The organism is Synechococcus sp. H55.10, assembly GCF_047502715.1.
In the GTDB taxonomy this organism is placed as follows: Bacteria; Cyanobacteriota; Cyanobacteriia; order Thermostichales; family Thermostichaceae; genus Thermostichus.
Genome location: NZ_JANSJJ010000014.1, coordinates 49,545 through 72,108, shown reverse-complemented (window position 1 = coordinate 72,108; position 22,564 = coordinate 49,545). Strand labels below are relative to the sequence as shown.

The following is a 22,564-nucleotide window of genomic DNA, read 5'->3' as shown; positions in this document are numbered from 1 at the left end:
CCACCCCAAAGGGAGTGCTCCCTCACCCCCGCCCCCTCTCCCAGAGGGAGTACTCCCTCACCCCCGGCCCCTCTCCCAGAGGGAGAGGGGAGTTAGGGATAGGGCTCCGCGCGGCCAGCGCGTTCGTGACAGCGTTACGTGGCAATAACGTTTCATTGCTATTTGATGATGACTAAGTAAGCAGAACTTTGCGGCTTGGCTATAGGGAACTGTCTAGGGGCGCATTGACAACCCCTCTACGAGCCTGTCCATGGGCTGCGTAAGGATCCCCCGACTTAAGTGGTGGGAGTGGCAACGAAGAGTCCCGCCGAAGCAGCTAAGCAGTCTGTTGTCCGCCTACAATGGCCCGGCAGCGAATGTAGGGACCGCCTGCATCCACCTTGGCCGGCTGCCCCTTGCCGCAATGGCCAGATCCCAGGTCCCAGAGAAAATCCCGCGAGACGGCATCCACCGATTGCAACACTTCAAAGGCATTGCCCGTGATGGTGACCCCTCGCAGCAGCTCCGCCAGCTTGCCGTTGCGAATGCGGTAGGCCCGCTCCACGCCAAACATAAACTCGCCGGTGGAGTCGGCTTGCCCGTTTCTGGCCCCATCCAGGAAGTAGCCGTCGGGAGTGCTGGCGATGATCTCCTCCAAAGTCTGGGATCCCGGCTCGAGGTAGGTGTTGCGCATGCGGATGAGGGGCTCATCGGCATATTCCCAGGCGCGGGCGTTGCCGGTAGGCTCGACGCCGAAGTGGGCAGCCGTTTCGCGGTTGTGCAGGTAGCTCACCAAAATGCCGTTTTGGATGATGGTGGTGGTTTGGGTGGGAACGCCTTCGTCGTCCACCGGCAGCGTCCCCCCTGCCCCCGGCATAAATTCGGAGCGGCCTGAATCCTTGAGCGTAACCAGTTCGCTGGCCACCCGCTGGCCCAGCTTGCCGGCAGCCACCGAGCCGGCCAAGACAAAATCCGCCTCGACGGTGTGGCCAATGGCCTCGTGCACCAGCAGACCCACGATGGAAGGAGACAAAATGACCGTGGCCCATCCTCCCTCGGCGTAGCCTGCGGAGAGGAGATCGACCGCAGTAGCAGCCGCCTTTTCCGCCATCTGCAAGGGATCCGAGCGGAACAGACAGTCCCACCCCCCCGTTACCCCGATGGACTCGGCGCCGCTGCTCAGTTGGCCATCGGCCTCGGCCACCGCTTGTACCCGCAATTCGGGGCGCACCAGGCGAAAGGCCACATCCGCCCCATCGGTGGTGACAATGGCTTTTTCCTCGTAGATCTCGTTGTAGGTGCAACTGGCGGAGCTAATACGAGCGGAAGACTTCTGGGCTTGGGCTTCCGTTTCCAAAACCAACTGGATCTTCGCCTCCAGAGGCTTGTTGAGCACCTCTCCCACGCCGGGCTCGCAAAACTCCCCTTGGGCCAACCGCACGCTGGGCAAAGCCTGCAACTTGTGTTTGCGGTAGTCGGCGCTGGCGCGGGCAGCCTGCTGCGCCTCGGCAATGGCCTCTCGAATGGCAGCCGGCGAGGGATCCCCGGTGGCGGCAAAGCCCCAGGTGCCGGCCTCTAGCACCCGCACCCCCACGCCGGAACGGCGGCGAACCGCGGTGCGCTCAAGGCGGCCTTTCTCGGCGGTGACACTGCGAAACACCTTGCTGTGGTAGCGCAGTTCCACAAAGCCAGAGCAATCTCGAAGGATGTCGCGCAGAAGGTCTCGCATGGCAACAGGGGGATAGATGCGGTGCTCAATTCAGCATAGCCTCATTGTGGGCTTAATCGGGGTCGAACCTTGGCCTGACGGGAAGGGATCCCAAAGGAGAGGATGGAGAACGACGCACAATGAGAAAAGCCAAGGAGCCGACCGTTGCAGGTGAAAAGATATGGGGTGAGTTTCAGCGACAAGTGGGTGGCTGCAAGCCGGCAGAACCAAAGCTGTCTCTGGCTGGGCTTGGATCCCAATCCAGAGCTGTTACCTGCCCACCTCAGGCCAAAGGGAGAGCCCGATTCCAACCTGGTTGCCTCTGCAACACCGCAAATGATGGCCGCCTTGCTGGACTGGCTGGGCTGGGTGATCGAGCAGACGCAGGATCACGTGTGCGCCTACAAGCCGACGCTGGGGTTTTATTTGGCCCTGGGATCTGGCGGCCTGGAGTTGCTGGAAGCGGTGCTGCGCCGAGTGCCCACAGGGATCCCGGTCATTCTCGATGCCAAGTACGCCGATTTGAACAGCGCCTCTGTTCTGGCTCGGCAGGCTTTTGAAGTTTGGAATGTGGATGCCCTCACCCTCAATCCTTATGCAGGCCAGGATCTGGTGGCTCCGTTTTTGCTCTATCCTCACAAAGCTGTGTTTCTGCTCTGCCGTACCAGCAATCCGGGGGCCAACGCCATCCAGGACTACCCTGCCGAAGCCATCGCCGGGCAGCAGGAAGGAATAGAGAGCGTGGAACCCCTCCACCTGAATCTGGTGAAACAGTGCCGCCATTGGGGCACACCCGAACAGGTAGCGCTGGAAGTGGGATCCGCGCATCCCTCAGTGATGGGTCGCATCCGCGCCGCTGCTCCCGAACGGCTGATCTTGGCCCGCAGCCTCTGGGGAGAGGGCGTGGACTGGCAGGCTTGTCTGCAGGCGGGGTTGAACGCCCATGGAGAGGGCCTGTTGCTGCCGGTACCCCAGGACTGGTTGGCTCGCCAGGATTTGAAAGAGGCTGTAAGCCAGTTGCGAGAAACCGTGGAAACAGCTCGCTCTCAGAAGGGACAGTCGGGATCTGGGTCGGCTTGCACCTTGTGGGTGCCGGATGTCTGTCTGTTGCAGCCCAATCCTCATACGGATTTGATCCTAGAGCTGTACGACATCGGCTGTATTCTATTTGGAGATTATGTCCAGGCTTCTGGGCAAACTTTGCCCTATTACATTGATCTGCGTACCATTATTTCCAAGCCGCAAATCTTCCATCGCGTTCTCAAGGCTTACGCAGAGATTTTAGAAACCCTTTCCTTCGAGCGGATTGCCGGGATCCCCTATGGATCTCTGCCGACGGCAACCGGATTATCCTTGCGCTTAAATAAGCCGATGATCTATCCCCGCAAAGAGGTAAAAGCCCACGGAACTCGCCGGCAAATCGAGGGATCCTACCAACCGGGGGAAACGGTGGTTGTAGTGGATGACGTTTTGATTACAGGGCGCAGCGCCATGGAAGGAGCCGAGAAACTGCGCTCGGCAGGGCTAAAGGTGGAAGACATTGTGGTGCTGATCGATCACGAGCAGGGGGCGCGAGAGCGTTTGCAAGAGCAGGGGTACCGCGGCCATGCCGTTCTCACCCTCTCGGAAATCAAAACCACTCTTTTCCGCGCCGGCCGCATTGACGAAGCCCAGTTTAATCATCTCTCCCAGCTCTCACCCCCAGCCCCTCTCCCTGAGGGAGAGGGGAGTTAGAGCGGCGCGAAAGCTACAACGACATGGTTCGGTTACGGAAAGCCGGTAGGGCTGCCATGCCGACCCCAAACCCGATGGCCAGACGCAGCTAGAGAACCAAGTTAACCAGCTTTTTCGGCACCACCACCACTTTTTTGGGCGTCGCCCCTTCCAGATACTTTTGCGCCGCCTCAGACTGAAGGGCCAAGCGTTCCTGCTCCTCTGGCGTCACGTCCGCCGGTGCCTCAAATGAGCCGCGCAATTTGCCGTTCACCTGAATCACAATGGTTACCGTGTCGGCCACCAGAGCCGCCGGATCATGGCTGGGCCAAGATTGACGATGGACTGAGTCCGGGCCGCCCAGCGCCTGCCACAACTCCTCGGCAATGTGGGGGGCAAAGGGGGCCAAGAGCAACACCAGGGTGCGCATCCCCTCCGCATAGACCGGCGAATCCGGGATCCCGGCCTCGGCCAGGGCATTGCTCAGCTTCATCAGCTCGGCGATGGCGGTGTTGAGCTGGTATTCCTCCAGATCCTCACTGACTGCCTGGATGGCCGTGTGGACGGCGCGGCGCAGATCTTTTTCGGCCTTGGTCAGGGATCCCGCCTCGACCTGGGCCTGCAGCAGCTCGGCGGCTTTGCCCCGCAAGGACTCCGTCCCGCTATCGCGAACGACAAACTCGTACACCTGCCGCCAGACGCGGTTGAGAAAGCGAAACTGGCCTTCCACATCGGCGTCGTCCCACTCCAGATCTTTCTCGGGGGGCGCCTTGAAGAGGATAAACATGCGGGCTGTGTCCGCTCCGTAGTGGGCCAGCACTTCCTCCGGATCCACGCCGTTGCCTTTGGATTTGGACATGGTGGCGTAGATAACTTGCAGGGGCTCGCCGGTCTCTGGATCTGTGGGGTTGTTGGGATCCTTGACCAGAGCCGCCGGGATCCAGCGATCCTTGCCGGACTTGTTGGGGTTGTAGTAGGTGCGCCCCTGCACCATCCCCTGGGTGAGCAGACGCAAGAACGGCTCGTCAAAATTCAGCAGCCCCTGATCTCGCAGCACCTTGGTGAAAAAGCGGGAATAGAGCAGGTGCAAGATGGCGTGCTCGATACCGCCCACGTACTGATCTACCGGCAGCCAGGCGTTGACCAGGTCTCTGCGGAAGATCTCGCGGTCGTTGCGGGGATCGCTGAAGCGCAGGAAATACCAGGACGAGCAGATGAAGGTGTCCATGGTGTCGGTCTCGCGGCGGGCATCGGCGCCACAGGTGGGGCATTTTACCTTCACCCAGTCCTCCAAGTGGGCCAAGGGAGAGCCACCTCGTCCGCTCAGCTCCACATCCTCCGGCAACAGCACCGGCAGATCCTCCTCCGGCACCGGCACAATCCCGCAGTGGGGGCAATGAATTACGGGGATGGGGCAGCCCCAGTAGCGCTGCCGCGAGATGAGCCAATCCCGCAGGCGGTAGTTCACCTGCCGTTCCCCCAAGCCCTGACTCTCTAACCAGGCGATGGCTCTTTCTACGCTCTGCCCTGGGCCTTTGCCCACCGGGATCCCGTCCAAGGGGCCGGAGTTGATCATCACCCCTTCCCCTGTCCAGGCCGACTGCAGATCTGCAGCCGTCTCCCCTGCCTCGCCGGGCGGCTGCACCACCTGCTTGATGGGCAGGCCAAACTTGCGGGCAAACTCGAAGTCCCGCTGGTCGTGGGCGGGCACGGCCATGATGGCCCCCGTACCGTAGCCCATCAGCACATAGTCGGCAATCCAGATGGGGATCCGCTCTTGGTTGACGGGGTTGATGGCGTAGGATCCCGTCCAGACGCCCGTTTTTTCCCGGTCTTCGGCGCTGCGCTCGATCTCGCTGCGGGCGGCAGCCTCGGCCTGGTAAGCCTTGACGACGGGCTGTTGCTCAGGGGTGGTGAGCTTGTCCACCAAGGGGTGCTCCGGCGACATGACCATGAAGGTGGCCCCCCAGAGGGTATCGGGCCGCGTGGTGAACACCGGCAGCTCCTCCCCTGTCTCCGCTTTGAAGACAACCCTAGCCCCCACCGACCGGCCGATCCAGTTCTCCTGCATAATGCGCACCCGCTCCGGCCAGCCGGAGAGCTGTTCTAGGTCGGCCAGCAGTTGGTCAGCATAGGCGGTGATTTTGAAAAACCACTGCTTGAGCAGGCGCTTTTCCACCAGAGCGCCGGATCGCCAGGAGCGCCCCTCCGCATCCACCTGCTCGTTGGCCAGCACCGTCTGATCCACGGGATCCCAGTTCACCGCCGCCTCTTTTTGGTAGGCCAGGCCCGCCTTCAAAAATTGCAGGAAGATCCACTGCGTCCATTTGTAGTAGTCTGGCGAACAACTGGCTATCTCCCGCTCCCAGTCGTAGGAAAGCCCCAGCCGTTGCAGTTGATCCCGCATCTGGGCGATGTTCTGGTAGGTCCACTTGGCCGGCGGGATCCCCCGGTCGATGGCGGCATTCTCCGCCGGCAGACCAAAGGCATCCCAGCCCATCGGGTGCAGCACCGCGTACCCTTGCATGCGCTTGTGGCGGGCAATCACATCGGTGATGGTGTAGTTGCGGACATGCCCCATGTGCAGGTTGCCGCTGGGGTAGGGGAACATCGACAAAGCATAAAACTTGCGGATCCCGTCCTTCAACTCTGGGGTGCGATCCAGCCCCATTTCACGCCAGTGGGCCTGCCACTTGCTCTCGATGGCCCGGGGATTGTAGCGCGCGTCCACGGTTTGATGCTCCTGGGGAAAAAGCGCTCACCCTTTACATGCTACGCAAGTTTTAAAATCAGTAGGTTTCTTCGTGCCACCTATCTGCTTTCTTCAGCTCCTTCTGGAACTTGCTCCAATCCTGACCGGCTTGTTCGGCCAAGGGCCCCATGACGTTGTTGATCCCGTCTTCCATCCCCTTGAGGCCGCAGATGTAGGTGTAGGTGTTGGGCTTTTGCAGCATCTCCCACAGCTCAGCGCCGTACTCCGCCATGCGGTTTTGCACGTACATCTTTTTGCCGTCGGGGGTTTGCTGTTCGCGGCTGATGGCGTAATCGACGCGGAAGCGATCCCCGTACTGGGCTTTCCAGGCCTCTAGATCCCCGTGGTAGAGCAAGGTGGAAGTGGTAGGTACCCCAAAAAACAGCCAGATCCTGCCCTGATAGTTGGGATCCTCCTCAAACAGATGCTTGATGAAGGCGCGAAAAGGGGCGATGCCGGTGCCGGTGGCGATCAAAATCAGGTTGGCGTTCTCATCTTCGGGCAGTAGGAAGGTTTTCCCCGAGGGCCCGGTGATCATCACCTCGTCGCCGGGTTTGAGATCGGTGAGGAAGCCGGAGCAGACCCCCACCCCCGGCTGGCCCGTCTCTTTATCCACGTATTCGGCCCGCTTCACGCTCAACGAAACGGTGCGCCCCTCGCCATCATCGCCGTAGCGGGTGGACGCAATGGAGTAGAGGCGGGGCTTGTGGGGCTTGCCTTTGGCATCTTCGCCAGGGGGGATAATGCCAACGCTTTGCCCTTCTAGGTAGCGGTAGTTGGGATCCGGCAAGCTGAGCACGATGTGCTTGGTCAGCCCGGGCGCCCCCTCGCCGACAATGGAGTAGGTCTCCACACATTGTCCGATCAGAGGCGCGTTGGGACGATACAGATTGACGACAACCTCTCGCTTTTCTGCGCTGGCAACCATAACTGCGATCTGCTCCTGGCACTGGAGAGAAAATGGATAGCAAACACCATAGCAGCCCGGCTGGCCAAATGGAACTTGCCAGCAGAGAAGCCGGCAGCCCTTTCGAGCTGATGCCGAGAGCGACACCCCCAAAAAACTGCTCCCAGCCGAGCTCAGCGGCCAAGAATATGCATTTTTTGTTAAATTGTTCCTTAAGGTGCTGATATCTCTGGCCTGCAAGCGGGTTGTGAGGTAGTGGCTCTGTTGTGGTATCATGCAGAGCCGTAACAGTTGGTAACTTTCCTAGCAGCTTTTTCTCAGTTTTGCCCTGCCCGTCCCCAAGGAGTTCCCATGGCAAGCAGTCCTGATCGTATTGTGATGATTGGTGTCGCCGGAGATTCTGGCTGTGGCAAATCCACGTTTTTACGTCGGCTGGGGGATCTGTTTGGCCGGGATCTGATCACCACCATTTGTCTGGACGACTATCACTCCTTGGATCGCTACCAGCGCAAAGAGAAGGGCATCACGGCACTGGATCCCCGCGCCAACAACTTCGACCTGATGTACGAGCAGGCCAAGGCGCTCAAGAATGGCCAAAGCGTGATGAAGCCGATTTACAACCACGAGACCGGCCTCATCGACCCGCCGGAGCGGGTGGATCCCAACCGCATCATCGTCCTGGAAGGGCTGCATCCCATGTACGACGAGCGGGTGCGCGAGCTGCTGGACTTCAAGGTGTACTTGGATTTGGCGCCGGAGATCAAGATTGCCTGGAAGGTGAAGCGGGACATGGCCGAGCGGGGCCACACTTACGAAGATGTGTTGCGCTCGATCGAGGCTCGCCGTCCCGATTTTGAGGCTTATGTCGATGTGCAGAAGCAGTATGCCGATGCCGTCATCGAGGTTCTGCCCACCCAGTTGCTGCCAGAGCTGGATCCGGAGCACAAGGTGTTGCGGGTACGGCTGATTCAGCGGGAAGGGGTCAAGTATTTCAACCCTGTTTACCTCTTCGATGAAGGCTCCACCATCGATTGGATCCCTTGCGGCAAAAAGCTGACCTGTTCCTATCCGGGCATCCGCCTCCACTACGGCCCTTCCACCTACTTCGATCACCCGGTTTCGATTTTGGAGATCGACGGCACCTTTGAAAAACTGGAGGAAGTCGTCTACATCGAGAACCACTTGAGCAACCTGTCCACCCGCTACTACGGCGAGCTGACGGAACTGTTGCGCAAGCACCCAGAATATCCGGGATCCCGCAATGGCTCTGGCCTGATTCAAGTTATCGTGGGCCTGAAGCTGCGCGCCCTTTACGAGCAAATCCAGGCCGAAGCCAAAGAGTTGGCGGTGGCTTCCTAACCTTTGCCCGCCCAAGCGGCTCAAGAGGGATTGCCGGTAGAGTGTTGCTGCAGGTAGGCTGACCCGGTGGGAGTCAGCGTCAAGGTTTGGGTCTATGCAGGGATTCCAGTTGGAGATCTTTCCAGAGGGATCCGTCCTCATTCAGCGGGCCATCGAGGTTTGGCAAAGCCGGGCAGCGGCTGCCATCCGGGAGCGGGGACGTTTTACCGTGGCCCTGGCGGGGGGAAGCACCCCCAAGCAGTTGTATGCTGCTCTCGCCCAAACCCAAGGGATCCCTTGGCAACAAACCTGGCTGTTCTGGGGAGATGAGCGCTACGTCCCCCCGGAGCATCCCGAGAGCAACTACCGCATGGTGCAAGAAACCCTGCTGAAGTGGATCGGGATCCCGGCCGATCAGGTGTTTCCCATGCCCACCCAAGCGGGGGATCCGCTTCGCGATGCTGCCGACTATGAGGCGACCCTGCGGCGGCTTTTCGGCGCGGAGTGCCCTTCTCTCGACCTGATCTGGCTGGGGGTAGGGGAGGACGGCCACACAGCCTCTTTATTTCCCGACACCGCCGCCCTGCAGGTGCAACACCGCTGGGTAACAGTGGGGCAGAAAGGGCCGGAGCCGCGTCTAACCTTGACCTACCCTGTCCTCAATCGGGCAGCCCAGGTGGTGTTCTTGGTAACCGGAGCGAACAAAGCTGCCATTGTGAAAGAGGCGCTGACCACCGAGGCCCACCTACCCTGCCAGCGCGTCAACCCCAACGGACGGCTGCTCTGGTTGCTGGATGCGGCGGCGGCAGCTCAACTGCCCCTGCCAGCCGTCGCGCTGCTCAGGTGACGTACCCCCGCCCTCATGCTGATGCATAGAGGGCAAGCTGCTCGTTTCAACAGGGAGCGATTGTGGGAACCCCACCGCGTCCAGATTCCGGCAACGCCGTTTTGTGCAACCACCTCGGTTCCAGCACAGAAACTCCCGGCCCTTGCTGCCGCGGCCGTCCTGCCGACAGAGGGCGGGTTGGCTAAACGCGATTAAGCCACTCCTCAAGCGCTTCCCTCACCCCCAGCCCCTCACCCCCGGCCCCTCTCCCAGAGGGAGAGGGGAGTTGAAAACCGGCGGGGCAGGGATCCCTCAGGGGGTGCCGGGCAAATTCTTCAGTACTGGGATGACCAGCTCTTGGACGGGCAGGGCCACAGGCTGAGCGGAGTCGCTGCTCAGAGAACTGGATGGCACCGCAGGGGAAGAGCTTGGGAGCTCGCCAATGGGCCGCAGTTGCCAGCGGATGATCTGATCGCCGCGGTAAAAAGTAACCAGCAACTGATCCCCCTGCGACTGGATTTGCCAAGTGCCATCGCCGCTATTGACCGAAATATGGCCGCCGGAAAACGGTGCATCCAAAACCGGCCCCGATTGGGTCCAGATACGTCCTCCACCCGTTTCCAAGACCAATTGCACCGTTGCCCCCTGCCCCTGGCCACTCAAAATTTGGCCGGTTCCGCTCCAAACCCGGGTTTCTGTCTGGGCCACAGCGGGCTGCCCAAGCTGCAAAACCACGAGCAACAGCCCTGCCCAGCTCCGGTGGCTTCGCCGTCCCCCTCTCCCATCAGAGAGGAAGAAAGAAGAGCGAGAGAAAAAAGCCATTGCACCCACGTTGATACCAAACGTCGCGATAAGTCTAAAACAGACAAAAAATGAAGCAGTCCTTTACACAGTCTTTTTCGCAGTCTGCCGGCAGCACTCAGGATCCCTCCTTTGGCTCTGAGCTGAGCCTGCTGCCAGCATCCTCTCTCGGCTTGATCCCAATCTAGCAACCCCCCTCCCCCCAGACAGGATGTAACCTGAGGCTCTGGCTGCGGGGATCCCCAGCAACTGTTTCGCCAATGCGCAGAGGTGGGTCTGCAGGTATTTTCTAGGCGATCCTTCCCACTATTTATTACTACTGAAGCTTGAGAGACTATTTGAGAGCAAGGAAACGCTCCAGAGCTGCCACCATCGCCGGTGGCCAACGGCGGACAGATCTCACCCATTCCAGGTCGGCGTAGCGGGGATCCAGCCCTTGCACGGCTACCCAGTGACTTTCGGCTTCTCCCTGGCGACCCTGCACCCAGAGAATGGCACTGAGAGCGGCCCGCATATCTGGGAACCTCGGGTACTTGCGCACCAAAGCCCGCATCAAGCGCAGCGCAGCCTCTGTTTCGCCCATCTGGTAGAGGCTGAGGGCATAGTTGGCCTGGGCAAAAGCGTAATCGGGAGCCAGCTCCGTGGCGCGGCGGTAGTCGGCCAAAGCCTGCTGCCAGTTGCCCAGCCCCGCTTCAGCATTGCCGCGGTTGTTGTAGGCCGCCGCATCGTTGGGATCCAACTGCAACACCCGTTCGTAATCCGCAATCGCCTCCTGCCACCGCCCCAATCCCTCCAAAGCAGCCCCTCGATTCAGATAGGGATCCGGCGCCTCAGGAGCCAAACGAATGGCCTCAGCGTAGTCCTCCAGAGCTGCCTGGAATTGGTGCTGGCCAACACGAGCATTGCCCCGATTGCTCCACAAGGCCGGATTGTGCGGCTGGATCTGCAACAGTTGAGTCCACAAGGCTTCCGCCTGGGCAAGATCCCCCCGCCCGGTAGCAGCAAAAGCCTCCTCAAACAGCCGATCGATCTCGGGATCTATCTTGGCGTTTGCCGCCGTAACTGGGGGCCAGATAGGGATCCCTAGCCAAAGCAGCAACCCCAGCAAGAGGGCAGAGAGTAGGTTGGGTACAGGAACGAACTTCATGGCTTCAACAGTTCCCTTGGGTGGGGCGTCCCAAGCCGTCACCGCAAGGGGTCTGACATCAACGCGCCCTGGAGGACTCGAACCCCCGACATCCGGTTTTGGAGACCGACGTTCTACCAACTGAACTAAGGACGCATTGGCAGGGACACACCCGCTTACTCAGTGTAGCAGGTACAACCCAAACCTCAGAGGGGCTGTTCCCGATTATCCATATTCTCTGTCTTGGCCTTGATGCGAGTGGCTTTGCCCACCCGATCCCGCAAGTAGAACAGCTTGGCCCGGCGCACTTTACCCCGCCGCAGCACCTGGATCGACTCAATGCGCGGGGAATGAATGAGAAAAACTCGCTCCACGCCGATCCCCTGGAAAACCTTGCGTACCGTAATGGTGCGGTTGATGCCGGAGTGGCGCATGGCAATGACCGTGCCCTCAAAAGCCTGCACCCGCTCCTTGCCCCCCTCTTGAATGCGAACTCCCACCCGTACCTGATCGCCAACCCGGATCTCAGGCAGATCCCTTTTCAGGTGCGCCGCCTCGATGGAGCGGATGATCTCTTCAGCGTTGATGCGAACGTTCATGGCCTTCCCGCGCTACCGGCAGCTAACTATGGTAGCAATCGTTCCTGTTTTCTGTACAGAGCTGGCCGAGGGATGCGGGAAACCGTGTTTACGCCCCCCGCCTTTTTCCAATAGTCTAGACAAAGACAAAGCTTTTTTAAGAATGGGAGATTTTCTGTGATCCTGCACACGGACAAGACTGAGACGGGATCCCTGTCTTCTCCCAAGCCTGTAGATCAGCCCCTGCCACAGAGCAGCCGCAAGCGATTTCCCTTTGGCTGGATGCTTTTGGGCCTGCTGTTGGCTGGCTTAGGGGGCAGCGGTCTCCTGATCCAGCGTCAGCTTCAGCAGCAGCGGGCAGAACGGCTGGAACGATTAACGGTACCGGTTCAGGTGGTGGATCTCACCCAACGTCTGCGGGTAAGCGGCCAGGTGCAGCCGATCCGACAGGTGAATGTTAGCCCCCGCGAGTCGGGTCGCCTGGCAGAACTGTTGGTGGATCAGGGGGATGAAGTGGTGGCAGGGCAGTTGTTGGCCCGGATGGACTACGGGGATCTGGCCAGCGGCATTCGGCAAGCGCAGGCCCGCATCCAAGAGCTGCAAGCCCGTCTAGCGGAGCAACAGGCCGGCGAGCGCCCCCCAGTGATCGCGGCGGCCCAGGCTAGGGTGGATGCAGCCCGGTCGCAGGTGGGTCTGGCCCAAAAAGAGCTGGAGCGCATTCAGGCCCTGGCACAGGCGGGGGCAGTAGCCCGCAGCGAGCTGGATCAACGTCTGGCCCGCCTGGAACAGGCGCAGGCGGATTTGCGGGCGGCCCAACAGGAGCTGCAGCGATTGCAACTGGGGAGCCGCCCGGAAACCCTGCAGCAAATTCAAGCTCAGATTGCTCAGGCGCAAGCCGAGCTGGCCCAACGGCAATCCCGGCTGGCCGAGGCCGAAGTCCGTGCCCCCTTTTCCGGTGTGGTGGTGCAGCGCTTTGCCGAAGTGGGATCCTTTGTAGCCCCGACAACCGCCGCTTCCGATGCCACTGCCGCTTCTTCCAGCTCGATTTTGGCGCTGGCCCAGGGAATTGAGGTGCGAGCAGAAGTGCCGGAAGCCCAAATTGCCCAAGTGCGGCTGGGCCAGCCGGTGGAGATCCGGTCTCTGGCCTATCCCGACCGCGTGGTACAGGGTCGGGTGAAGCGAATTGCCCCCGCTACGGTGGTGGTGCGGGAGGTAACGGTCTTTCGGGTCTTCGTCGAGCCGGAGCCCGGAGCCGACTTTTTGCGCACCGGCATGAATGTTTCGGTGGATTTCATCGGGGATCCCCAGCCGCAGGCTTTGACGGTGCCCTCGGTGGCCATCCTGCGCGAGGAAGGCCAGGAAGGCGTGATCCTACTGGATCCGCGAACCCGGCGACCTGTCTATCGCCGCGTGGAAACGGGCATCACCCAGGGTGGCGTTACCCAGATCCGCTCCGGTCTGCAGGCAGGGGATCGAGTCTTTACGGCCCTGCCGCCAGGAGTGAGCATAGGAACCCTGATCAAGGAAGTGGAGCAACAGCCATGAGCCTGGCAACTGCGGCCAAAATGGCCTGGCAAATGGTGCGACGGCATCGCTTGCGCACCGGGCTGAGCATGCTGGGGATCCTCATCGGCAACGCCGCCGTGGTGGCCATTGCCGGGTTTGGCCATGCTGCCCAGGAGCTGGCAGTGGATCAGTTTCGCTCTTTGGGCACCAATTTGCTCATTGTCTTTTCTTCCAGCTTGGGCCTGGCGGATGCGAGCAACACCCGCCCCATTACCCTCGAAGATCTGCGGGCGATTGTTGCGGAAGTGCCTGCCGTATCGGCAGCCGTCCCCAGCCTTGGAACCAACGTGCGGGCCGTGCGGGGCGGGGTGGATCGCCGCTATGAAGCCACCGGCACCTGGCCGGAGTATTTGTCGGTGCTCAATTTGGAGATCGAGCAGGGCCGCTTCCTCTTGCCGGCGGATATCGAGGAACAGCGACCGGTGGTGGTGCTGGGGAGCGAGGCCGCTGGCCAGTTGTTCGGCCTGGATCCTGCTGCTGCCATCGGGGAGACCGTCCTGTTGAACAACTTGCCCTTCGAGGTCATCGGCACCTTGCGCTCCAAGCCGACGGTGTTTGGCAACAGCGATGCCGGGCTGTTTTTGCCGGTGGATGTGGTGGCCAACCGCTTTGTCGGGCGGCGATCCCCTTATGGCCTGGAGCTGACAGCCATTTTTGTCTCCGCCCGCTCCGAAGCCGATCTGCCGGCTGCCGAGTTCCAGATCCGCAACCTGCTGCGGCAGCGGCACCAACTGGTGGGAGAAGACGACTTCATCATCCGCAACCAGAAGGTGCTCCTGGATGGCTCGGCCAGGATTTTGACGTTGCTGCGGGTGCTGCTGACGGGTACGGCGGCTCTCTCCCTGCTGGTGGGCGGGGTGGGGATCATGAATGTGATGCTGATCTCGGTGGCAGAACGCACCCCGGAGATCGGGCTGCGCAAGGCGATCGGAGCCGATAGCCGGCAGATCTTACAACAGTTTGCCGCCGAGGCGATCTTCATTGCCGTGACCGGGGGGGTGCTCGGGATCCTCTTCAGCAGCGGGGTTTTGGTGATTGTGCAGGTATTCACCCCCTTGGCCACCCGGATCGATCTGGTGGCGGTGGCGGTTTCCTTCACGCTTTCGACGGGGATTGGGCTGGTCTTCGGCATTTTCCCGGCCCGCAAAGCGGCGCAACTGGATCCCATCGAGGCCCTACGGGCTTAGAGCTCGTAGCCAAACAGACGGGGATCCGCCGGCTGTAAGTCCAGATCCGCCAGGCCGTATTCGGCCCAACGGCGATCCACCAGGCGGGCCACTTGCGGATCCGGGGCAAGGGGAGCCCGCCAGGGAGCATCGGTTTCCGGGGGGATCTTGGTGGTGGCATCGATCCCCATCTTGCCCCCCAGACCCCGTTTTTCGGTGGCAAAGTCCAGGGCGTCGAAGGGATTGTCCGGCAAAATAAACACATCCCGCTGCGGGTCTACTCGGGAACACAGGCACCAGAGCACCTGCCGTGGATCCCGCACGTTGATATCTTTGTCCACCACAATAACGAACTTGGTGTAGCTGAACTGGGGCAGGGCGCTCCAAAAAGCCAGGGCCGCCCGCCGCGCTTGGCCGGGATAGGCTTTGTCGATGGACAAGATGGCCGCCTTGTAGCCCAGGGCCTCCATGGGCAAAAAGAAATCCACGATCTCCGGCACCTGCTGCCTGAGGATGGGGGTATAGATGCGGTTGAGGGCCAGCGCCATCAGGTCGTTTTCTTTGGGGGGCTTGCCGCTGAAGGTGGTGAGGTAGAGGGGATCGCGGCGGTGGCTGAGGCAGTGGAAGCGGATGAGAGGAGCCTGCTCGTTGCGGGGGCCGTAGTAGCCGATGTGATCCCCGGCGGGGCCGTCGGGGGCCACCTCCCCAGGGGTGATGGTGCCCTCCAAGACGATCTCGGCCTGGGCCGGCACCTCCAGATCCACCGTCTTACAGCGGGCCAGGTGTAACCCTTCGCCGCTGTAGAGGCCGGCAAACAGCCACTCCGAGAGATCCACCGGCAGGGGCGTGGCCGCTGCCAGGATCACGGCGGGATCCACCCCGATGGCCACTGCCACTTCCAACTTCCGCCCCAGGGCCGCCGCCTTGCGCAGATGCCGGGTGGCCCCCCGCACCGACAGCCATTGCACCGTCATGGTGTTGCGGCTTTGCAGTTGCAGGCGGTACACCCCCACATTGGGGATCCCATTTTCCGGGTCTTTGGTAACCATCAGGCCCAACGTCAGCACCCGCCCGGCATCGCCGGGATAGACCCGCAGCAGGGGCAATTGGGTGAGATCCACCTCCTCTCCCCGCAGCACCACCTGCTGACAGGGGGGGAGCAGATCCCGGCTGGGCCTAGCCTTGAAGACGCTGAACAGCGCCTGCCCCAGCTCCACCGCCTGGGCAAAACTTTTTGGCGGGCGCGGCTGGTAGAGCAAGGCCAATTTTTTCCCCAGCTCCTCCAGCTCCCGCGGCTCCTCCATCCCCAGCGCCCAGCAGATGCGCTCCAGCGTGCCCAAAACGTTGATCAGCAGCGGCATCGCGGATCCCTTCACCCGTTCAAACAGCAGCGCCGGCCCCCCACAAGCCAAAAGGCGATCGGCGATCTCGGCAATTTCTAAGTCGGGATCCACTTCGGCTGAAACGCGGCGAAGCTGGCCACGGGACTCCAGCAGGGCAACGAAACGGCGCAGATCTCTGGGCATGAAGGGAGTACTCGCAGGGTGAGGGTCTCGCTAACTTAACTTACTTGATTTATTTGTCGCGGCTGAGGGCTAGGCCGCTCATGAAAGGCTTTTGCAGGGCAATAAACACCACCAGCGGCGGAATGCTGGCGATGATCGCCCCCAGCATCATGGGGCCATAGGAGGCGGAGCTATCCAAGTTCAGCAAGGATTGCAGCCCCACCTGCACCACCTGCCGCTCCCGGCCTTGCACGATCAAGCGGGGCCACAGGTACATATTCCAAGCGTAGACGAAGTGAATCACCGCCTGGGCCCCGATGGCATTCCAGCTCAGGGGGATCAGCACTTGGGTGAGAAACTGCAAGGGGTTTGCCCCGTCCAGTTGGGCCGCCTCCGCCAACTCGCGGGGGATGTTGGAAAAATGTTGGCGAAACAAAAACGTGGCCGTGGCGCTGGCCAGAAAAGGCACGATCAAGGCGTAGTAGGTGGATCCCCAGCCCAAGTTGGTGACCAGCCGCAGCAGGGCGATGATCAAGATTTCTGTGGGCATCATCAAGGTCATGAGCACAAAGCCGAAGGCCAGCCCTTTGCCCGGAAAGCGAAAGTAGACGAAGGCCAGCCCCGCCAGCAGGGACAAAACCGTCTTGCCCACCGTGATGGCCGCGGCCATGATGGCGCTGTTGACCATGTAGTGGCCCAAGTGGCGCGCCACCATCACCTGCTGCCAGTTGAAGGCCAACGAAGAGCCAAAGGTCAATTGGTAGCGGAACACCTCGGCGTTGTTTTGGGTGCTCACGATCAGGGCATACAACACCGGAAACCCCAACGCCAAACAGGCCAGCACCAGGCCCAAATGCACGTACCAACGCTCCGGGATCCAGCGCCCCCAGGGCAGGGGAGAGGGCTTCTGGGATAAGGGTATGGGCTGGGCTAAGGGCGATTGCGGATCCTGCAACAGTTGAGCCATGGCACCTCCAAACGGCGAACACCGACGAGCAGACGGGCTTTGGGGTTTCTCTTCTGCTGGTTCTGTTGTGAGGATAATCCGCCAGAGTTAAGGGCAACCTAAGGAAGGCAGGTCTGGCTCCATTTTCGGGTGCTTTTACCGGCAAGAGGAAACGGGTAGAGTAGAACAGCAGTGTCTGGATAATTAAGGAGAGGATCCCATGACCCGAGGCTTTGGTCCCTTCGGCAAAATCCAAGAAGCGCTCAAGAAGGCCCAAGAGGTGCGGGATGGCGCTCAAAGGCTGCAAAAAGAGCTGGAAGAGATGGAGATCGTCGGCGAAGCCGGCAATGGGCTGGTGAAAGTGACGGTGAACGGCAACCAAGAACCCCTCAAGGTGTCTTTGGATCCCGAGGTTCTCAAAGAATCCGCGGATGTGGTAGAGGACTTGCTCTTGACGGCGATGGTGAACGCCTACACCCAGTCTGCCGAGACGATGCGCAAACGCATGGAGGAGCTGACCGGAAACATCAATCTGCCGGGGCTGGGGTTGGGCTGAGCCGCTCTTTTCTATGTACACTCGCCCTTTGGCTCGCCTGATCGAGGAGCTGCAGCGGCTGCCCGGCATTGGCTCCAAAACGGCTCAGCGCCTGGCCCTGCATCTGATCAACCGGCCTGCCGGCGAGATCGAGGCCCTGGCCCAGGCCCTGTTGGAGGCCAAGCAAACCGTCAAGCATTGCTCCATCTGCTTCAACTGGTCGGCGGAAGATCCCTGTGAGATCTGCCGTTCGCCGCAGCGAGACCGCTCGCTGTGGTGCGTGGTGGCCGATGTCAAGGATCTCATCGCCATGGAACGCACCCGCGAGTTCAAGGGGCTTTACCACGTTTTGGGGGGCCTGATCTCCCCCATGAACGGGATCGGGGCGGATCAACTGCACATCCGCGAGCTGGTGGCCCGGGTGGCGCAGGAAAAGCCGCAGGAGCTGATCTTCGCCATCAGCCCCAGCGTGGAGGGAGAGGTGACCATGCATGTGGTCAAGGATTACCTGAAGCCGATTGCCCCCACCTTGCGCATGACCCGCCTGGCCTTCGGCCTACCCATGGGATCCGAGCTGGAGTATGCCGACGAGGTCACCCTGGCCCGTGCCCTAGAAGCCCGGCAGGAATTGTAAACCGCGCCACCAGGGGTTGAGAAAACAACCTGAGCAGTGGAGCCAGCAAAACGGCAGTCGGGTTCAGAAGTTGTCATTGGTTGTCATTCCACCCCAACTCTCGGGCGCCCGGCCTGTCAGCAGCCGGCTGAGTCTTGGCGGCCCTGAGGGATGGGGGATCCCTTTTGCGCCCAGCCCAGATCCGATAGGCTGGATTCACCTTCGTGGTACTGGGCGATGGCTTGGCAAACTCCAACACTGCTGCTGGTGGACGGGCACTCTCTGGCCTACCGCTCCTTCTACGCCTTTGCTTACAGCCGTGAGGGGGGGTTGCGCACTTCCACCGGGATCCCCACCAGCGTCAGCTTTGGCTTTTTGAGATCGCTGCTGGACGTCCTAGAGAAATACCCGCCCACCCACGTAGCCGTTGCCTTCGATACCCGGCAGCCCACTTTTCGCCACGAGGCCGACGAAACCTACAAATCAGGCCGACCGGAAACCCCGCCGGAGTTTATCGAAGACGTGGAGAACCTCAAGCAGGTGTTGACGGCGCTGCGCATCCCCATTTTGGTGGTGCCTGGCTTTGAGGCCGATGACATTTTGGGTACCCTCAGCAGGATGGCCCCCCCAGATTACCGGGTGCAGATTTTAAGCGGGGATCAAGATCTGTTTCAGTTGATCGACGCCGATGGGAGAGTCCGGGTTTTGCACCTCAACAGCAAAGATCGCATCAGCGAATTCGGCCCCGAACAGGTTAAAGAAAAATTGGGCATTTGGCCTTGGCAAGTGGTGGACTACAAGGCCCTCTGCGGCGACACTTCCGATAACATTCCCGGAGTCAAAGGGATCGGACCTAAGCGAGCGGCGGAGCTGTTGGAACGCTACGGCAGTTTGGAGGAGATTTTTAATCACCTTGATGAGATCAAAGGAAAAGTTCAACAATACCTCAAAGAAGGGATCCCGGCAGCCCGACACTCACAATTTATGGCCCGGATCAACTGCGCTGTCCCCCTCTCCCCCGACTGGGAAAGCATGAAATTAACCGGGTTTAACCAAGAAGAACTGCTGCCGCTGCTGGAAAGATTGGAGTTTCACAGTCTCATCGCCCAAGTACGCAATATTCAAGCCATTTTGGGCGGGATCCCGGCCACCCCCAGTTCCACCGCCGATTCCCCAGATGCTCAAGAGAAGGACGAAGCCCTTTGGTTTGATTTTGCTCTGGATCCCGCCCCTTCTCTGCCGACAGTGCGCATCGTCGATACGCCGGAGCAATTGGAGCGTTTGCGACAAGACCTGCTGGCCTGTCCAGGGATCATAGCTTGGGACACCGAAACCACTAGTTTGGAGCCCCGAGATGCCCAATTGGTGGGGATCGGCTGTTGTTGGTCAGAGCAGGACATTGCCTACCTGCCCATCGGCCACCGCCAGGGAGCCAACCTGGATTGGGAGCTGGTGAAACGAAACCTGCAGCCCCTTTGGGAAGATCCCAACCGACCCAAAAGCCTACAAAACTGCAAGTATGACCTGAGCATTTTCCGCGCCCACGGCATCCACCTGCAAGGGATCCAATTTGATCCCATGTTGGCCAGCTATGTCTTGGATCCAGAAGCCGGCCACAACTTGGCCGATTTGGCAGCCACCCACTTGAATTTGCCGACCACCAGCTACGAAAAGTTGCTGGGCAAAGCACAATCCATCGCCGATATTCCAATTCCTCAAGTTGCAGAATACTGCGGAACCGATGCCTACTGCGCCTATCGCTTGGTGCCCATCCTCACCGAAAAACTCCAACAGACCGATCCGCGCCTGTGGGATCTTTTCATTCAGGTGGAGCTGCCCTTGGCCCAAGTTTTGGAAGAAATGGAGTGGGTCGGCATTCGCATTGATACCGAATTTTTGAGGCAATTCTCCCAAGAGCTGGAACAAGAATTGCAAAGTTTGGAACAACAAGCCTATGCCCAAGCCGGCGAGACCTTCAACCTCAATTCTCCCAAACAACTGGGATCCCTGCTCTTTGAGAAGCTAAAACTGGATATTCGCAAAACCCGCAAAACGGCCACCGGATATTCCACCGACGCCTCTGTTTTAGAAAAGCTAGAGGGGGATCATCCCCTCATCGAGACCATTCTGCGCTACCGCACTTTGGCCAAGCTGAAATCGACCTATGTGGATGCTCTGCCTGCCCTGGTGAGAAGCGACACCGGCAGAGTCCACACCGACTTCAACCAAACCGTCACCGCCACCGGCAGGCTCAGCTCCTCAAACCCCAACCTACAGAATATCCCCATTCGCACCGAGTTCAGCCGCCGCATTCGCCAGGCTTTTATTCCCCAAGAGGGGTGGCTATTGGCCTCGGCTGACTACTCCCAAATTGAGCTGCGCATTTTGGCTCACCTCAGCCAGGAGCCCACGTTGGTGGAGGGCTTTCGCTCAGGAGAAGATGTGCATACTCTTACAGCTCGTTTGCTCTTTGAAAAACAAGACATCACCAGCGAAGAACGCCGCCTAGCCAAGACGATCAACTATGGGGTGATCTACGGCATGGGAGCGCAGCGCTTTGCCCGCACCGCGGGGGTTTCTTTATCCGAGGCCAAGCAATTTTTGCAGCGATTTAACGAGCGCTACGCCGGCATTTTCGCCTATTTGCGCTCCACCGAAGCCTTTGTGGAAGAACACGGCTACGTAGAAACGATCTTGGGCCGCCGTCGCTATTTCCCCAACCTGTCCCGCCTGACAGGCCATCGCAAACTGGCCGAGTTGCGGGCGGCTGTAAATGCCCCCATCCAGGGATCCGCCTCAGACATCATCAAAGTGGCGATGGTACGCCTGCAGCAAAAGCTGCAGAACTTTCGCTCCCGCTTGCTCCTGCAAGTCCATGACGAGCTGGTGTTTGAGGTGGATCCCTCGGAATGGCAGGCCCTACAACCCCTGATCCAAACAGAAATGGAAGGAGCGGTGCCCCTTTCCATACCCCTGGTGGTGGATATCCAAATCGGCCACAACTGGAAGGAAGCCAACTAGACCGTGGGACAGACCAGGGATCCCAGCCCTGTGGAAATGTTAAACTTTGTAAAAGTGTTTGTTGTTTTCCTATGGCCGTCGAGATTTACACCTGGCGTTTTTGTCCTTTCTGCATCCGGGCCAAGCAACTGCTGGAGCGCAAAGGCGTGCAATACATCGAATACGCGATTGATGGAGACGAGGTGGCGCGGGCGGAAATGGCCAAGCGGGCCAATGGTCGCCGTTCGGTGCCGCAAATTTTCATCAACAACCAGCACATTGGCGGCTGCGACGATCTTTACGCGCTCGAGGCCCGCGGTCAGTTGGATCCGCTCCTGCAACAGGCCAGCTAAGCCTCACCGTCTGGGGGTCACTCTGCCGCTTGTTTAAGCTGAGCGCGGGCCTGCTTCAACATGGCAATTAGGGTGTGATGGGCGTCCTCGGAGTCCCGCAGGGGGTGGTCGAAGCCAATCCGCAGCGTTTGCGCCATCCCATCCACCTGCACCTGCAAGTCCATCCCTTCTGGATCGATGGCCTGCATACGGGCTTGGGTGACGCCTTCCAGGCGGCCAAAGACCCTGGCGTAGAGCGCCACTGCATCGGCGTGATCTTCGTTCATATGCTTGCAGATGCGCTCGCTGACTTCTGGGGTGAGGGGATCGGCCATGGCAGTCGTTTTTTGCTCTTAGCTCTCAGTTTAGAGTAAATTACCCGGCGCACCTAAGATAAGCAAAAAATCAGGGATCCAGCAGCTCAGGCTCGTCCTTGGGCTTGCAGCTCCAACAACTCGTCTGCCATCTCCAAAAAAGCCTCCCGATCCAGGTAAGAGACATCTCCCACCCATTCCCCCAGCTTGACCACGTAGACCTCGCTCAAGGTGGGGCGGCGCTGCAAATCCCGCGAGTAGGCTTTCACCAACGCCAGCACCGATTGCTTTTTAACAATTCGCCGGTAGCGGGGATCGTCCTTGGCGCGGACACGATAGACGACTCCGGTCTCATCGCCGATCTCCATCTCAAACTGGCGCTCTCGCACCTCTTCGATATAGAGCTCACCCTCTTCGTCCAGCTTTTCCCGTTCTTCCACCACCACCTCGAAGCGGCGGGTGCGCAACACCTGCCCAAAAAACAATCCCCCATAGGGAATCTCGCGAAAGGCTATCTGGCGCCGGGAGATGGTGTACAGGGGCCCCCACAGGAAGGGATAGAGCAACGCGAGAAACCCGGCCAAAAAGGAGAGCGCCCCCAGAAAGGATCCCTCGCCAAAGGCACGAGAAAGCACCAGCAGCGCCACACCCACCAGGATGGCCGTGATGATGCGGCCCGTGCTCTTGAGGGCATCGCTCCAGTAAGCTGCATACTGAAGGCGTGTGGGCACCACCGGAATCACCAATTCGCATTCTTCTGGGGTGAGCTCCAACAACATGCTCAGGGATCCTCACAATGCCACAATCTGTCTGCTGGGGGCCAGACCCTATCTTAGAATGAGGCAGAGGCGCTTCGCTG

General features: G+C 60.0%; 19 protein-coding genes and 1 tRNA gene. 9 read left to right on the top strand and 11 right to left on the bottom strand.

Going from position 1 to position 22,564, the window contains the following annotated elements; all coding sequences use genetic code 11:
• Nucleotides 1-316: 316 nt before the first annotated feature.
• A complete protein-coding gene (locus NW858_RS01545; protein WP_414332844.1) occupies nt 317-1,708 on the bottom strand; it encodes a TldD/PmbA family protein in 1,392 nt (463 codons plus the stop codon).
• Between the two features lie 150 nt (nt 1,709-1,858).
• Between NW858_RS01545 and NW858_RS01540 the strand changes: the two genes are divergently transcribed.
• Nucleotides 1,859-3,421 carry a bifunctional orotidine-5'-phosphate decarboxylase/orotate phosphoribosyltransferase gene (locus NW858_RS01540; RefSeq protein ID WP_414427097.1) on the top strand — a complete coding sequence of 521 codons (1,563 nt, stop codon included), beginning with the start codon at nt 1,859-1,861 and terminating at the stop codon, nt 3,419-3,421.
• A gap of 88 nt (nt 3,422-3,509) precedes the next feature.
• Here the strand turns inward: NW858_RS01540 and leuS are convergent, their stop codons facing one another.
• A complete protein-coding gene (gene leuS / locus NW858_RS01535; RefSeq protein ID WP_414519475.1) occupies nt 3,510-6,131 on the bottom strand; it encodes a leucine--tRNA ligase in 2,622 nt (873 codons plus the stop codon).
• Nucleotides 6,132-6,189: 58 nt separating this feature from the next.
• Nucleotides 6,190-7,080 carry a ferredoxin--NADP(+) reductase gene (locus NW858_RS01530; protein WP_414332840.1) on the bottom strand — a complete coding sequence of 297 codons (891 nt, stop codon included), beginning with the start codon at nt 7,078-7,080 and terminating at the stop codon, nt 6,190-6,192.
• Nucleotides 7,081-7,410: 330 nt separating this feature from the next.
• On the opposite strand from NW858_RS01530, the gene NW858_RS01525 reads away from it, so the two are divergent.
• Complete coding sequence (locus tag NW858_RS01525) at nt 7,411-8,418, top strand: phosphoribulokinase (protein ID WP_414332839.1); 1,008 nt, start codon at nt 7,411-7,413, stop codon at nt 8,416-8,418.
• A gap of 94 nt (nt 8,419-8,512) precedes the next feature.
• Nucleotides 8,513-9,244 (top strand): 6-phosphogluconolactonase, encoded by a 732-nt coding sequence (gene pgl, locus NW858_RS01520; RefSeq protein ID WP_414519472.1) that lies wholly within the window; start codon nt 8,513-8,515, stop codon nt 9,242-9,244.
• 291 nt (nt 9,245-9,535) lie between these two features.
• On the opposite strand, the gene NW858_RS01515 is transcribed toward pgl, so the two are convergent.
• The 4 genes from NW858_RS01515 to rplS all read right to left on the bottom strand — a co-directional run bounded on the left by NW858_RS01515 (nt 9,536) and on the right by rplS (nt 11,749).
• On the bottom strand, nt 9,536-9,964 hold the full coding sequence (locus NW858_RS01515) for a hypothetical protein (protein ID WP_414341552.1): 429 nt from the start codon (nt 9,962-9,964) through the stop codon (nt 9,536-9,538).
• A gap of 394 nt (nt 9,965-10,358) precedes the next feature.
• Nucleotides 10,359-11,171: a tetratricopeptide repeat protein gene (locus NW858_RS01510; protein WP_414332834.1), complete on the bottom strand. Its 813-nt coding sequence runs from the start codon at nt 11,169-11,171 to the stop codon at nt 10,359-10,361.
• 62 nt (nt 11,172-11,233) lie between these two features.
• Nucleotides 11,234-11,306 (bottom strand) — tRNA-Trp (locus tag NW858_RS01505).
• Nucleotides 11,307-11,356: 50 nt separating this feature from the next.
• Nucleotides 11,357-11,749, bottom strand: coding sequence for a 50S ribosomal protein L19 (gene rplS / locus NW858_RS01500; protein WP_414332833.1), 393 nt, complete (start codon nt 11,747-11,749; stop codon nt 11,357-11,359).
• A 156-nt stretch (nt 11,750-11,905) separates the two neighbouring features.
• Between rplS and NW858_RS01495 the strand changes: the two genes are divergently transcribed.
• Together NW858_RS01495 and NW858_RS01490 are read left to right on the top strand one after the other, a co-directional pair.
• Nucleotides 11,906-13,273: an efflux RND transporter periplasmic adaptor subunit gene (locus tag NW858_RS01495; protein ID WP_414332832.1), complete on the top strand. Its 1,368-nt coding sequence runs from the start codon at nt 11,906-11,908 to the stop codon at nt 13,271-13,273.
• Nucleotides 13,270-14,481 (top strand): ABC transporter permease, encoded by a 1,212-nt coding sequence (locus NW858_RS01490; RefSeq protein ID WP_414332830.1) that lies wholly within the window; start codon nt 13,270-13,272, stop codon nt 14,479-14,481. The genes NW858_RS01495 and NW858_RS01490 overlap by 4 nt, the downstream gene beginning before the upstream one ends.
• Here the strand turns inward: NW858_RS01490 and NW858_RS01485 are convergent.
• On the bottom strand, nt 14,478-15,986 hold the full coding sequence (locus NW858_RS01485) for a UbiD family decarboxylase (protein ID WP_414332828.1): 1,509 nt from the start codon (nt 15,984-15,986) through the stop codon (nt 14,478-14,480). The genes NW858_RS01490 and NW858_RS01485 overlap by 4 nt on opposite strands.
• 49 nt (nt 15,987-16,035) lie before the next feature.
• Nucleotides 16,036-16,932: a carbohydrate ABC transporter permease gene (locus tag NW858_RS01480; protein ID WP_414332827.1), complete on the bottom strand. Its 897-nt coding sequence runs from the start codon at nt 16,930-16,932 to the stop codon at nt 16,036-16,038.
• Nucleotides 16,933-17,131: 199 nt separating this feature from the next.
• Here NW858_RS01480 and NW858_RS01475 point away from each other — a divergent pair, with 199 nt between their 5' ends.
• The 4 genes from NW858_RS01475 to grxC all read left to right on the top strand — a co-directional run bounded on the left by NW858_RS01475 (nt 17,132) and on the right by grxC (nt 21,412).
• Nucleotides 17,132-17,467, top strand: coding sequence for a YbaB/EbfC family nucleoid-associated protein (locus NW858_RS01475; RefSeq protein ID WP_414332825.1), 336 nt, complete (start codon nt 17,132-17,134; stop codon nt 17,465-17,467).
• Nucleotides 17,468-17,480: 13 nt separating this feature from the next.
• A complete protein-coding gene (gene recR, locus NW858_RS01470; protein WP_414332824.1) occupies nt 17,481-18,080 on the top strand; it encodes a recombination mediator RecR in 600 nt (199 codons plus the stop codon).
• A 216-nt stretch (nt 18,081-18,296) separates the two neighbouring features.
• Complete coding sequence (gene polA, locus NW858_RS01465; RefSeq protein ID WP_414332822.1) at nt 18,297-21,080, top strand: DNA polymerase I; 2,784 nt, start codon at nt 18,297-18,299, stop codon at nt 21,078-21,080.
• 71 nt (nt 21,081-21,151) lie between these two features.
• A complete protein-coding gene (gene grxC, locus NW858_RS01460) occupies nt 21,152-21,412 on the top strand; it encodes a glutaredoxin 3 (protein ID WP_414332820.1) in 261 nt (86 codons plus the stop codon).
• Between the two features lie 17 nt (nt 21,413-21,429).
• On the opposite strand, the gene NW858_RS01455 is transcribed toward grxC, so the two are convergent.
• Together NW858_RS01455 and NW858_RS01450 are read right to left on the bottom strand one after the other, a co-directional pair.
• On the bottom strand, nt 21,430-21,726 hold the full coding sequence (locus tag NW858_RS01455) for a DUF2470 domain-containing protein (RefSeq protein WP_414332819.1): 297 nt from the start codon (nt 21,724-21,726) through the stop codon (nt 21,430-21,432).
• Nucleotides 21,727-21,812: 86 nt separating this feature from the next.
• A complete protein-coding gene (locus NW858_RS01450; protein ID WP_414332817.1) occupies nt 21,813-22,484 on the bottom strand; it encodes a hypothetical protein in 672 nt (223 codons plus the stop codon).
• Nucleotides 22,485-22,564: the final 80 nt, after the last annotated feature.